8 protein-coding genes are annotated in these 13,453 nt (G+C 60.5%); 4 read left to right on the top strand and 4 right to left on the bottom strand.

Going from position 1 to position 13,453, the window contains the following annotated elements; translation table 11 throughout:
- Nucleotides 1-2 precede the first annotated feature (2 nt).
- The 3 genes from mupP (at nucleotide 3) to U862_RS0126010 (ending at nucleotide 2,765) form a co-directional block, all read left to right on the top strand.
- Complete coding sequence (mupP, locus tag U862_RS0126020) at nucleotides 3-674, top strand: N-acetylmuramic acid 6-phosphate phosphatase MupP (protein WP_025113080.1); 672 nt, start codon at nucleotides 3-5, stop codon at nucleotides 672-674.
- Nucleotides 675-735: 61 nt separating this feature from the next.
- Nucleotides 736-1,476, top strand: a complete 741-nt coding sequence (locus U862_RS0126015) for a YciK family oxidoreductase (RefSeq protein WP_025113079.1) — start codon at nucleotides 736-738, stop codon at nucleotides 1,474-1,476.
- A gap of 362 nt (nucleotides 1,477-1,838) precedes the next feature.
- A complete protein-coding gene (locus U862_RS0126010; RefSeq protein ID WP_025113078.1) occupies nucleotides 1,839-2,765 on the top strand; it encodes a GGDEF domain-containing protein in 927 nt (308 codons plus the stop codon).
- A gap of 139 nt (nucleotides 2,766-2,904) precedes the next feature.
- Here U862_RS0126010 and U862_RS0126005 read toward each other — a convergent pair whose 3' ends face one another.
- Nucleotides 2,905-3,666 carry a TenA family transcriptional regulator gene (locus U862_RS0126005; RefSeq protein WP_371262587.1) on the bottom strand — a complete coding sequence of 254 codons (762 nt, stop codon included), beginning with the start codon at nucleotides 3,664-3,666 and terminating at the stop codon, nucleotides 2,905-2,907.
- Nucleotides 3,667-3,745: 79 nt separating this feature from the next.
- Nucleotides 3,746-6,205, bottom strand: coding sequence for an EAL domain-containing protein (locus U862_RS0126000; RefSeq protein ID WP_025113076.1), 2,460 nt, complete (start codon nucleotides 6,203-6,205; stop codon nucleotides 3,746-3,748).
- Between the two features lie 177 nt (nucleotides 6,206-6,382).
- Here U862_RS0126000 and U862_RS0125995 point away from each other — a divergent pair, with 177 nt between their 5' ends.
- On the top strand, nucleotides 6,383-11,014 hold the full coding sequence (locus U862_RS0125995) for a deaminase domain-containing protein (RefSeq protein WP_025113075.1): 4,632 nt from the start codon (nucleotides 6,383-6,385) through the stop codon (nucleotides 11,012-11,014).
- Here U862_RS0125995 and U862_RS0125990 read toward each other — a convergent pair whose 3' ends face one another.
- Together U862_RS0125990 and U862_RS0125985 are read right to left on the bottom strand one after the other, a co-directional pair.
- Nucleotides 11,015-12,832: an ABC transporter ATP-binding protein gene (locus U862_RS0125990; protein ID WP_025113074.1), complete on the bottom strand. Its 1,818-nt coding sequence runs from the start codon at nucleotides 12,830-12,832 to the stop codon at nucleotides 11,015-11,017.
- The gene (locus U862_RS0125985; protein ID WP_177327375.1) at nucleotides 12,825-13,427 is read right to left on the bottom strand and encodes a DsbA family protein; all 603 of its coding nucleotides are present in this window, start codon (nucleotides 13,425-13,427) and stop codon (nucleotides 12,825-12,827) included. The genes U862_RS0125990 and U862_RS0125985 overlap by 8 nt, the downstream gene beginning before the upstream one ends.
- Nucleotides 13,428-13,453: the final 26 nt, after the last annotated feature.

Here is a 13,453-nt window from a genome sequence, read left to right as displayed (position 1 = left end):
CGATGGCCATCAGAGCAGTCCTTTTCGACATGGACGGCACCCTGCTCGACACCGCGCCAGACTTCATCGCCATCTGTCAGGCGATGCGCGCGGATCGTGGTTTGCCGCCGATGAATGACAAGCACATCCGCGACGAAATCTCCGGCGGCGCCAAAGCCATGGTCGCCGTGACCTTTTCGATGGACCCGGAATCGCCGGGTTTCGAGGAACTGCGCCTGGAATTTCTTGAGCGCTATCTGGTTTGCTGCGCAGTGCACAGCAAACTGTTCGAAGGCATGGGCGAGCTGCTGGCCGATATTGAAAAGGCCAACCTGATCTGGGGCGTGGTCACCAACAAGCCCCTGCGCTTTGCCGAGCCGATCATGCAACAGCTGGGGCTGGCCGAACGTTCGGCGCTGCTGATCTGCCCGGATCACGTGAAGAACAGCAAGCCGGACCCGGAACCGTTGATCCTCGCGTGCAAGATGCTTGATCTGGATCCGTCGACTGTTCTGTTTGTGGGCGATGATCTGCGCGATATCGAATCCGGGCGCGATGCCGGCACAAAAACGGCTGCCGTGACCTACGGCTACATCCATCCGGACGATAACCCGCGACACTGGGGCGCGGATGTGGTGGTGGATCATCCGCTGGAATTGCGCAAGGTGCTCGACAGCGCGCTTTGCAGCTGCTGACCTGACACAACCCCTGCGGCAAGGGTGAAGCAGGTCTTCATGAATGGATTGTGAGGTTTTTATGTTTGATTATTCCGCTCGTCCCGAATTGCTCAAGGATCGGGTCATTCTGGTCACCGGTGCCGGTCGTGGCATTGGCGCGGCTGCCGCAAAAACCTATGCCGCCCACGGCGCCACAGTGCTGTTGCTGGGCAAGACCGAAGCCAACCTCACGCAGGTCTACGACGAGATCGAGGCCGCGGGCCACCCGCAACCGGCGGTGATCCCGTTCAACCTCGAAACCGCCCTGCCCCATCAGTACGATGAGCTGGCAGCGATGATCGAGACCGAGTTCGGCCATCTCGACGGCCTGCTGCACAATGCCTCGATCATTGGTCCGCGCACACCGATCGAACAACTGTCGGGCGAAAACTTCATGCGCGTCATGCAAGTCAACGTCAACGCCATGTTCATGCTGACCAGCACCCTGCTGCCGCTGCTCAAGCTGTCGCAGGATGCCTCGGTGGTGTTCACCTCCAGCAGCGTCGGGCGCAAGGGCCGGGCCTACTGGGGCGCCTACGGCGTGTCGAAATTCGCCACCGAAGGCCTGATGCAGACCCTGGCCGACGAAGTCGACGGCGTGGCGCCGGTACGCTCCAACAGCATCAACCCGGGCGGCACCCGCACCAGCATGCGCGCCCAGGCTTACCCGGGAGAGAATCCGCTGAACAATCCGACCCCGGAAGAGATCATGCCGGTGTATCTGTACCTGATGGGCCCGGACAGCACGGGCATCAATGGTCAGGCATTCAACGCCCAATAACTGCCATACGTCGCTTTTGTTGCCGTGGCGGATTCCCGTCGCGGCACGCCTTTGCCGCCTCTCGCCGGCACTTTTCAGTCAAATATCTGCCACCCCCTCCCAAAGCAAAACGCCATCCTGTTGATTCATAACGGTTTTAATAAACATGAACCGAATGGCACGACTTTCGCTCTAATTTTCCTCAAAGCACGCCGTGTGAAGGCAGTGGGGCAAGGCCGATTTCGATAGCTGACTAATCGTCATCAGGCAGACTAAACTTACGCCAAATGTCCTACGGGACTGATGGATCAGTATGACGCGCAGCCCATAGCCGCTCTCACCCAGCCTGTAAGACAGACTTACTGCTTAGGGGCTCACGCCATATGAAATCACCCTCCCAGACCAATGCAATTGACTTTGACAGTGCCAAATTGCAACGCCTGGGCTTTGGTCAGCTGCCTCCACTTCTGGAACGCCCGGCCAGCCTGGCGCAATTGCGCCAGCAAATGAGCCTGCAACTGCAAACCAGTCTTGAACCGCAACGCATCCTCGGTCTGTTTTTCCGCGAAGTTCAGCGCCTCGTGCCGCTCGACGCCTTGAGCTATGTGCATCAGGGCAGCGATCTGCGCCTGGAGTTCGGCGCACGCGGTCACCATTCGGTCAGTTACAGCCTGAGTCACGAAGGCGAACATCTGGGCGAACTGGTATTTCGCCGCAACCAGCGCTTCAGCGAGCAGGACCAAGGCAACCTCGAATCATTGCTGTCGTCGCTGCTGTTCCCGATGCGCAACGCCCTGCTCTATCGCGCCGCCACACAAAGTGCCTTGCGTGACCCGTTGACCGGGACCGGCAACCGGATCGCCATGGAGCAGACCCTGCAACGCGAGATCGACATGTCGCGTCGGCACCTGCAACCGTTGTCGGTGCTGATGCTCGACATCGACCACTTCAAACGGGTCAACGACAGCCACGGACACAGCGCCGGGGACGACGTGCTCAAGGCCGTGGCGGCGTCGATCAAGGGCCAGCTGCGCAACGTCGACATGGTGTTTCGCTATGGCGGGGAAGAGTTTCTGATCCTGCTGTCCAACACCGCCCGGGAAGCGGCGGCGATGGTCGGCGAGCGACTGCGCCACGCGGCGCAGGCTGCGGAATACTTTGCGGATGGTCAGTTGATTGACCTGACCGTGAGCCTTGGTTGCTCGACCCTGCTGCCGGGGGAGTCGGCCGACAGCCTGCTGCGCCGTGCCGATAGCGCGCTGTATGTGGCCAAGCGTGAAGGCCGCAATCGCCTGGCGATGGCTGGTTAAGTTCTGCTGGCCAGCACAAACCAAATGTGGGAGCGGGCTTGCTCGCGAAAGCGGACTTTCAGTCAACTGGATGTTGAATGTCAGATCGCATTCGCGAGCAAGCCCGCTCCCACATTTTTGCCTTGTGTACCGCCGTAAATCAGCTCTCTACCAACGCCAGACGCTCACGTCCATGGATTGCCCGCTCTGAGGTTTCCAGCTGCATGCAGCGCTCAAGGAACAGGTACATGTAGTCGTAGCTCTTGCAGACCGCCTGGCGCAGTTCGGTCTGCAATGCCTTGCTCGGGTTCATCCCGGCCAGCGTGCAGATGATTTCCAGGGCTTCCCAAGGATGGGCATCATCGTATTGAGCATGCATCTTCAGCCACTTCATGGCGCGCTTGCGCTCCTCTTCCGGGAAGGCCGCGGCGTACACGCCGGTGGAGCAGACGAGCGCCGACCACTCCCCGGTCGCACCTTCGATTGCATAGTTGGTGGCGGCGATGGCGACGATCAGTGAATCTGCCGAGCTGGTATGCCAGCACCAGTGACTCAAGGCGTGCAACTCGGGCGGGACTTGCTGGGCCTGCAGATCCTCCAGGCTGACGCCATGCGCGCGGCTCCAGTTCAGCCAATAGTCGGCATGGTTGAGTTCGACGCGGATGTTGCGCATCAACCAGCGGCGCGCCATGTCCTCCCCAGGATGGCGCGCAAACTTGGTCTTGGTCAGGTTCTGTGCCATATACAAGGCAAACTGTTCAACCACTGGCCAGCCCCCGATCAGGTACTGACGCATGGTCTTGGCGCTGAGCTTGTTATCGCGCATGCGCAGGTACAGTTCATGTTCGACAACCCGGCGCTTGCTCTCGCTGCAATCCGCAATGAGCTGTTGCGCCCAGGCAGGATAACTTGCAGCTTCCATGAGTGGTCCGGTTCGGTTGAATGTGTCGATCACTGTTCGGCTCCTTTTGATTTGTGATTGTAAGGATCGGCAAGAGATTTCAACGGAACGTGCCAGGCGCCTTGAACAACAACGGCTGCGGCCTGGCGGGCCGACTTTGCAAACTGTCGCAGGTAAACAACTGTGGGCGCTCGATGACATAACCCTGAGCGTAATCCACCCCGATTTCAAGCAATGCCTGCTCGATCTGGGTTGTTTCAACAAACTCGGCAATTGTCTGCTTACCCATGACATGGCCGATGTGATTGATCACTTCGACCATTGCGCGGTTAATCGGGTCGTCCAGCATATCCTTTACGAAACTCCCGTCGATCTTCAGGAAGTCTACAGGCAAATGTTTCAGATAAGCGAATGAAGACATTCCGGCGCAAAAGTCATCGAGCGAGAAGTAACAGCCTAAGCCTTTGAGTTCATTAATAAATCGAATGGCACTACCGAGATTGGAAATGGCACTGGTTTCAGTAATTTCAAAACAAATCATTTCAGGTGGTATGGCGTAATTAACAAACTGTTCACGCAGAAAGTGCAAGAACGCGTCATCTCCGATAGTAATGCCTGAAAGATTAATCGCACACATTGCCAACGGCCCTTCATGTTGTTCGGCAATACATTGGGCAATGACTTTAAAAACATTCTCGACCACCCAGCGGTCGAGTTGACTCATCAGACCATAACGTTCGGCTGCCGGAATGAAACTGTCCGGCAAGATCATCCGCCCGGCCTCATCATGCAGGCGCAGAAGTATTTCGATGTGCCCTGCGCCTCCCGCCGCGGGGCTCAGCGGGGCAATTTCCTGGGCGTAGAGGCAGAAGCGGTTTTCTTCCAGCGCCATGTGCAGACGCTGCACCCAGGCCATTTCGCCAAAGCGCAAGGACAGCTCGGAATCATCGGCATGGTAGACCTGCACCCGGTTACGGCCCTTTTCCTTGGCCATGTAGCACGCCATGTCGGCGGCGCGCAGCGAAGCTTCGAGGGTGGCCGGTGTCTGGGCGATGTGCACCAGGCCGATGCTCACGGTGGTCAGGAATGGTCGCCCCTTCCACACGAAGTGCAAGTTCTGCACGGTCTGGCGCAGGCTCTCGGCGATCTTCTCCGCAGCCTCCGGTGCGCAGTTCTCCAGCAAGATACCGAACTCGTCCCCGCCCAGCCGCGCCAGGGTGTCGCCTTCACGCAAGCCCGATTGCAACAGCGTGCAGATGTGGCGCAACAACTCATCGCCGGCGGCGTGACCGCAGGTGTCGTTGACCAGTTTGAACTGGTCCAGGTCAAGGAACATCAGCGCATGCCGCCCGGACTGCCGTGTCAGGTTGTGCAGGGCCTGCTCCAGGCGGTATTCGAATTCGCGGCGGTTGGCCAGACCGGTCAGGGCATCGTGGGTCGCCTGCCACGACAGATTAGCGATGTACTGCCGCTCCTGCGTCATGTCATGCAGCACCAGCACCGTGCCACTGATCTTTTCGGCATTGCGGATCGGCGCGCCCACCAGTGTCACCGAGACCGTGCTGCCGTCCAGACGCTGTATCAGCTTCGAGTGCTCGCTGCCGCCGACCAGTTTGCCGCTGAGAATATGCTCGATCAGCGTCAGCCCTTCAGCCTGGGCGTTGTCATCCAGCAGGTTGAACAACGCCGCCAGCGGCAGACCTGCCGCGTGCTCGGCCTTCCAGTGCGTCATGGCCTCGGCGGCCGGGTTCATGTAATCGATGGCGCCGTCGACATCGGTGGTGATGACGCCGTCGCCGATCGATTGCAGGGTGATGTGCGCCCTGTCTTTCTCCAGTTGCAGCGCCTGGGCAAAGGCATGGCGCTGCTTGAGCAGCTTGTGCGTGCGCAACAGGGCCAGCACGATCAGCCCGAGCGCCGTCGCCAGATTGGTGAACAGCAGCAGGCGCAGGATCATCCGCGAGCCTTCACCCAACGCATCGCTGAACGCCTTGGCCGCCGGCGTCACACCGTCATTGATGGCGAAAATCCGCGCTTTCCAGTGCTGAATATCAGCCGGCGTTACGAGGTTTTCGCTGATGCGCTGATGCATCTCACGTGCGACATTGTCCAGTTGAACCAGATAGCCATCGCCAATCGTCCAGCGATCGATCGCGGTTTCCAGATAACTGAAATGGCGAAAATTGAGGTACAGCCAGATCAGGCTGGAGACGTCATCGGGATGATTGCCGCCCTTCAGGATCCCGTCCCGCGCCGCCTGTAGATCCGGTGGCTGTCGATCAAGGGCCAGACGCAACTCATGCCCGCCCTGTGGCACGGCAATCGCTTCCTTGTACTTGAGGAAGATCGCCTCGTCGCGGCTGTCAGCGTAGAGATTCAGATAATAGATGGCGTCTTTCTGGCCCTTGGACCAAAGACTTTCACCGGCCACATAGCCGCGAACGGCCGACAGGACGTAAAGACTCACGCCCCCCAATAACGCCTGAAATAACACGACGGCAATAAATGGCCAGACGATGCCTAACAACCGTGGCGTTCCGAGAGTCCTTTTTTGCTTCATGAGGTCCTTTGCGCACGCACTGCCATCATCAAGAGGAGACCGCTAGAGCTAGCCTAGGGGGCGATCCCCCTTCCGGCAAGCCAGGACATTTTCAACCTGCGTTACCTATGTACCGCACCCAGGGTTCTCGATGCTTCGACACTGACGGCTTCCGATCATTCCAGAGCTGTTTCCCCCATGCAATCACCGATATCCGCACTGCAACGCCATACCGCCCAACAGGCAGAATACCGTTCGCTGAACACCGCACTGCGCGCCGCCCTCACGGCCTCGACCTCGTTGGACACCTACTACCTGTCACCCCAAGCGCATTCGCGCCTCGGCACGGCGCACGAGCGAGCGCAAACACTTCTGCAAGCGCTGTTCGAAGAAGCCGGCAATCGGCAACTGCACGAGCATCTGCAAGCCGCCAAAGGGCTGCTGTTAGAAGTCAGTGCCGTGGGCGATCAGTGCCACTTTACGTTCAGCCGTCGCGACGAAAGCACAGCCCGCCACACCATCGAGGATGTCAAAAAGGCCTCCGCCAGCATTCAAGAGTTTCAGCGAGCGTTGCTGAGTATAGGCGCACACCTGCGTACCGACAGGCTGTTGCCGCTCTCACAACTGCTGCGTGAGTCCGGGTTCACATTACCGGGCAAGCCGGACGCCACGACACTGGCCCGGCTGATCAACGAAATAGAAGAACAACGCGCCAGCCACCGACTGAATCTGCGCCAGAACCCGGGGCTGACGCTATTGATGAGCGACGACGACAAAGTCGCGATTATCGACCTGATTGGCGATTGGCTCACCGGCAAAACCCTGTCCCCCACCGACAGTCTGGCCGCTGAGGTCATACCGGCGTTCACCCGCAAGCAGCTGGAAGATCAGCCCGCCTCGTGCCTGGAGCGTCTGCTCAATACGCCCAAGGCGCAGGATCTGGGCCAGCGTATTCTGCAAGCACTGCAGTGGTATGGCGCACAGCCTGACGAGCAGACGCTGCCTGACGTCGGCGCACGCCTGCTGCTTGAGGCCTTGTGCCTGTGGTACGAGGTGGCCAACGACGGCAGCTCGGCCCAGGTGGCGGGTTTTGCACTTGAACAACGGGCTTACTACGGGAAGAGCTACACCCGCCTTCGCCGGGATTTTCTGAAGCATCTGGAGGACTCTTGCCACACGTCGACAGCGATCGAGAAACACCTGTTGGGGTGGGTATGCCTGGCGCGGTTCCCACTGGAGTTTCAAGTGCGCGACATTCCTGAAGACTTGCCCTATGCCTGTTCGACGGTCTGGGTGAATTTCGTGCACGGCGCCCACCTCGCCCATGCCCTTGACCCGGAGCTGCTGCACGCCCTGACCTTTCAACAGTTGCTCGACCTGCCCCTGACGAAAAGCACAAACGCCAACGCCGACCTGCAAGCCCTGATTGCCGCGACTCGTGCGCCAGCAGCGCAAACCTGGGCGCTGGCGACGGGGGCATTGACGCCCTCGGACGCGCCATCAACCGCGCAGGCTGCCATGCAAGCGCTGGAGGTTCACGAGGCGCAACTGAACAAGGCGATCCTGCAACTGGATGTCGAGCCGCCGCAACGCCTGCCACTGGCCAGGCAATTGCTGCAACGCGCGCTGGCCAATGACCTTTACGACCACACGAAGATTCACCTCAAGCGCCACCATCATCAATCGGCCAACCGTCATCGACGCAGCATTCTCGACACCCCGGACGTCGCGCTCCCCATCTGGCCGTTGCTGGAGGTGTATGCCAGCGGCGCGCTGACCGTCGATGCCCGCTGGTACGTCAGCGAGGATGGCAGGCGTGCCAGCGAATGGATCAGCCTGAGTGCAGAAGGCAAACTGCAAAGCGGATTTGTCGACAGCGCAGGCTCGCACCCGGGCCAACGCCTCTCCCAATTCCCGACCGGTCGCACCCTGCCCGACATCAAGAACGTGTTCGAGCAGCAGTTCGATACCTATCTGGCCAAGACCAGAAGTGCCTATGAGTACCTGATTAAAAGCCAACTGGTGACACTGCCATCGGCTGATCGTCAGGCGCTGGAGCATGGTGAAGTGAAAATCCTCAGCCTCAGGGAACAGACCCGTCGCATCGAGGCTCACCTGGAAACACCGGAAAACATCCTGCGGCACCGGGCACGCATGGGGTTTGTGCTACAGGCGACTTATCAGGGGGAATCAAGCTTCTACGAGTGCCTGCCGCGCGCCGGCATGATTCGCAAACGCCCGGACCTGACAGTCAGCCATGTGGGCGGGTTTGTATTGCCGCCACTGCCGCCAAAACGCGGGAGGACCAAGGGCCAGAGCATCCGTCGTATCACTGCCCGCCCGCTGCCGTTCGACCACGATGCGCACAGGAACGGCTCAATACCCAGGCAGCAGGCCAGATGTGTCGCGATTCTCGAACCGCTGGGCGATGCATTGCCCCCTTCGACGCTCCCGTCGGCCCATCACCCAAGCGCACCGAACCTGAACTTCACCTCGCCGCGAACCGGGCAGATCGCCTCTTTCGTCGCCACCCGGTTGTTCTATGTCGATGAACAGGCGCTACGCCGCGAAGCCTGGGGCGAAACCCGCTTCGAGCGAGAAAACAACAAGCAACACTGGATCTTCCGGCTCAAGGCATTTATCCCGTTCTGGGGCAACCTCGACGACCTGCAATCAGACACACCCGGCACACGCTTGTTGGGCATCGTCGGCCTGCTGTTCGACATCGTTTCGTTCGCGATTCCGCTGGGCAAGTTCATCGCCGGCAGCATTCGCCTGGCCGCCGCGGCAGGAAAAATGGCAATTCGTGCAACCCTGCCACGCATGGCGCAACTGTCGACAAGTCTGGTCATTGCCAGCCTGAGAAATCTCAACCCGCTGGACGCGGTGTCGGCCTTGCTCAAGCTCGGTGGCCGCGGTGTGATCGGCGCGGTGCGGGCCGCTGCACACCTGGAAAACCGTGCGGTATTGCGCCTGAAAAAACTGGCCGGCAGAAGCGGAGAATACGATCTGCTGCACAGCCTGCCGCAAACGCTGGATGCCGGAAGCTGGAAACCCCTGAGCCCGGCCGATCACTTGGCCGTGGTCAGAGGCATTGACGATGTGCCGGTGCGCAACGTTGCCGTCAGCGGGTTCCGGCATCATCTGCTCGACCCGCTCTCCAACCGCCCTTACGGGCCGCGACTGATTACGCAGAAGCATGACTTTTCACTCGGGCGCTCACACTACCGCGGGGTGACGAAAACCGACGATCAAATCGTCATCGATCTGCCGCAAAACGCGCGAGTGGAACATCTGCCCGAAACAAGTGGACGGACCACGGTGCTGATCGACGACGTGCCCTATCGATTCGACGGCGACGAACTGCGCCGCGTCGATCTTCTCGACGAGAGTCAGCACTGGAAGCTGTTGCCATGCCGTATTCGCCGCGCACCCGGGCCAGCAGGCGACTGCCGCGTCAGCTATATCACCGCAGAGCCCGCACCGACCCCGCCTCTGGGCACGATCGACAAGGAAAAAGGCTATGCGCCATGGTTCGGCGAGCGAGTCTCGGAACCGGTCCCCCTGCCCGGGCACAACGGTACGTTCCTGGCCGTCGACGCCAAGCTCTATCGCATCGTCGACAACCGCCCGACTTTGTTCACCGGTGATCTGCATCGCCTGGGGTTCAGTCATGGCAGGCTGGTGCCGCGGCAACAGATTCAGGCCACGTTGCAGTTTCGCAAAGGGATTTTTGCCCGCATCAAGACGGGTGGCACCTACGATGGCATCAACGATTCGCATCAGGTCGGCGCAGTGCTCGTGCCGGCCATCGACGACTCCTGCGCTCACGTGTTTTTTCGGGTCAATAACCACGAGTATTACCTCGCCAGCATTGCCAAGAGCGACGTTCCCGGCAACCGGTTGACCTTCAAACGCCTGACACCTGCAGAGCTTGCCGACGGCACGCTGGGCGCGGAACTGCTGACGGTCTACACCGGTTCGCTGCATGCCAACAATGTCGTGCGCATCCATGGCTTCGAAGCGGTGCAGCGCGCTATGCACACCATGGAACAGATCGCGATTCCCATCGGCACCCAGGCAAACCCTGCGAACAACATGAAATGGCTGAAGGTCGATACCAGTCCGGGCGAGGCGCTGATGTTCGATCACTCGACCCGAATGATCGTCACGCGACTGCCCGAAGGTGCCGCCACCTGGGCACGTAGCAAAGAAGCACCGCAGGCCTTTCGAGAAAAAACCGCGGAGATTTTCGACACCCTGTTCCTGTCACCCACCGTGCACCCGACCCATGCCAACGCGGCACTGCGCATCGACGGCGCCATGCAGAAACTGCAGAACCTGCTGCCCCTGCGTGAGCGACCGGTCAACCCGCGCAACATAGCCTACGCCGAAGTCACCACCGCCAGCGGCCTGCGCGAAATCTACGTCAGCGTCTCCGGCGCGCAAGGCAGCACGCAGCGCCTGCCGCTGTTTCGGCACATGGGCGCCAATCACGTGCGGATCGGTCAGACCACCTACATCAACATCGACTACAACCCGGCCTTTGCGCGCACTTCGCTGGAGGTGACCGAAGAGGGTCAACTGCTGGCGGTGCCGCTGACCATCAAGGAGTTGAAAAGCTATCAGCCAACGCAGACCAGCCGCCCCACTTCACTGGACAGTGAGAGCAAGCTGATCAGCATGATTCGCGAAAAATACCCTGATCCGAAGGAAATCCGCGCCGTCGACATCGCGACGACCATGCGCCCGTGCGAATCCTGTTCAGTGGTGATGAAGCAGTTCGCCCATGACGGCGGGGATGCGGCGTTGCAAGTGCTCTGGGGCTGATTACAGGCGTTGCAGATGGCCATACAGCTTGGCATACAAGCCGCCATCAGCGATCAGTTGCTGGTGGTCGCCGTCCTCGGCCACTTGCCCGCTGTCGAACACCAGCACCCGATCCGCCTGCTTCACCGCTGACAGGCGATGGGCAATGATCAGCGTGGTGCGACCATTGAGGAACCGCGCCATGGCCTGATGCAGGTTGTACTCGGTCGCAGCATCGAGGGCCGAGGTGGCTTCGTCGAGGATCACCACTTTCGGCTCGGCAAGGATCATCCGCGCGATTGCCAGGCGCTGACGCTGACCACCCGACAGGCGCACGCCAGAGCGTCCGACAATGCTGTCGAGGCCGTCCGGCAGCGCCCGAATGGTCGCCTCGAGCTGGGCGATTTCCAGCGCCTGCCAACAAGCCTCGTCGCTGCGGGTGCGGCCCATGGTCAGGTTGGCGCGCACCGTGTCGTTGAACAGTGCCGGATGCTGCAACACCACCGCGACGTTTTCGCGAATCAGCTCCAGGCCGATTTCCTGCTGAGTCGAACCGCCGAAACGGATGGTGCCGGCCACCGGCGTGTACAGCCCGAGCAGCAACTGCACCAGGGTACTTTTGCCACCGCCACTGGCACCGACAATCGCGACTTTTTCACCGGGAGCGATGGACAGGTTCATCTGATCCACCACCAGTTCATCGCCGTAACCGAAGCTCAGCCCCTGCACCTCGATACCCACGGTTTCACGGCCCTTGAACGGATCGATGCCGCCCGGGTACTGCGGCTCGTCAGCCCGCGCCAGCAGTTCGTTGATCCGTGACAGTGCGCCGCCCGCCGAGTAGTAGGCGTATTGCAGATTGAGCAGTTGTTCGACCGGGCCGATCATGAACCACAGGTAACTGAACACCGCGAGCATCTGCCCGATCGACAGGTCGGAAAACAGCACCGTGAGCATGGCAGCGGCGCGAAAGATGTCGATGCCGAACTGGAACAGCAGGCCGCTGGCGCGGTTCGAAGCGTCAGTCTTCCACTGCGAGTTGACCGCGTAGTTGCGCACTTCCTGCGCGCGCAATCCGAGTCGCCCGAGAAAGAAACCCTGACGATTGCCGGCGCGCACTTCCTGGATCGCATCAAGGGTTTCACTCAGGGCCTGCGTGAAGCGCGAGGTGCTGTCGTTTTCCAGTTTCTTCAGGTGTTTGACCCGCTTGCCCAGTTGCACCGTGGCGTAGATCACCAGCGGGTTGAACAGCAGGATCAGCAGCGCCAGTTTCCAGTGCATCCACATCAGGATGCTGGCGGTGCCGACCAGCGTCAGCATCGCCACCAGAAAACGGCTGAGGGTTTCGCCGACGAACTTGTCGAGGGTGTCCAGATCGGTGACCAGGTGCGTGGTCACCGTGCCGCTGCCGAGGCTTTCGTACTCACCGAGGGAGATACGTTTGAGGCGCTCGATCAGGCGCACGCGAATGCGGTAGACGATGTCCTTGGCCAACCGCGCAAACAGTCGCGCCTGTAGCACGCCAAAGCACAGGGCACTGCAACGCAGAGTCAGGGTGACCACCAGCATCAGGCCGATATAGCCCGCCGCCTGCTGCCACATCGACGGCAACACGTGGTTCATGATGTTCAGTGCCGCATCGCCATGGCCGAGCAGGACTTCGTCCACCAGCAATGGCAACAGCAACGGAATCGGCACGCTGCACAGCGTCGCCAGGACGGCCACGCCGTTAGCGATCCACAGGGATTTTTTGTGATGAAGTGCCAGACGCCGGACTTCTGCCCAGCTCAGCCGGTCGACACGCTTTACGGCTGGCGTGTCATCGGCCCGGTCAGGCACAGGCTGCGCGCTCCAGCCAGCGGCCGAGCAATGGCGCCAGCTCACTGAGCGGTTGATAGCCGTTGGTCAGCAACGCCAGTTGGCCGTTGCGTTCGGCGAGCAGGGTCGGGAACCCGGCGATGCCCAGATCCTGCACCCAACTGAAATCGGCCTGCGTCGCCTTGTGCTGATCGGCATGATCGAACAAGGCAGCGAATTCGATACGCGGCACGCCAGCCTTTTCAGCCAGTTCCACCAGCACGCCGGCCTGGGTGACATCGCGACCTTCAGCGTAAAACGCCTGCTGGATCAAACCGACCAGTGTCCACGCGCAATCCGGCGCCAGGCTGCGCGCGGTGACGATCGCCCGGCAGGCAGGCTCGGTGTCGTAGACAAAACCGTCGGACAACGCGCCGTCAAACTTGAACGGCTGACCGGTGGCCTCGGTGACCGCTTGCCAGTGCTCAAGGATGTAGCGCCGCGTGGTCGGTTCCAGCGCCGCACCGCTACCGGTGCGCAAGCCGCCGACCACCAGATGCAACTCCACCCCGGCTGCCTGCGCCTGTTCGACCAATGCCTTGGCGACCGGAGCGAACCCCCAGCACCAGGAACACATCGGGTCCATCACATAGAGCAGGCGCG

Origin of the sequence: Pseudomonas sp. H1h (genome assembly GCF_000633255.1) — a bacterium.
GTDB lineage: Bacteria > Pseudomonadota > Gammaproteobacteria > Pseudomonadales > Pseudomonadaceae > Aquipseudomonas.
This window is presented reverse-complemented; position numbering and strand designations above follow the sequence as displayed.

Coding starts and splice junctions, on each gene's coding strand:
- mupP (WP_025113080.1), top strand. CDS start 3: ATGGCCATCAGAGCAGTCCTTTTCGACATGGACGGCACCCTGCTCGAC.
- U862_RS0126015 (WP_025113079.1), top strand. CDS start 736: ATGTTTGATTATTCCGCTCGTCCCGAATTGCTCAAGGATCGGGTCATT.
- U862_RS0126010 (WP_025113078.1), top strand. CDS start 1,839: ATGAAATCACCCTCCCAGACCAATGCAATTGACTTTGACAGTGCCAAA.
- U862_RS0126005 (WP_371262587.1), bottom strand. CDS start 3,666: ATGGAAGCTGCAAGTTATCCTGCCTGGGCGCAACAGCTCATTGCGGAT.
- U862_RS0126000 (WP_025113076.1), bottom strand. CDS start 6,205: ATGAAGCAAAAAAGGACTCTCGGAACGCCACGGTTGTTAGGCATCGTC.
- U862_RS0125995 (WP_025113075.1), top strand. CDS start 6,383: ATGCAATCACCGATATCCGCACTGCAACGCCATACCGCCCAACAGGCA.
- U862_RS0125985 (WP_177327375.1), bottom strand. CDS start 13,427: ATGTGTTCCTGGTGCTGGGGGTTCGCTCCGGTCGCCAAGGCATTGGTC.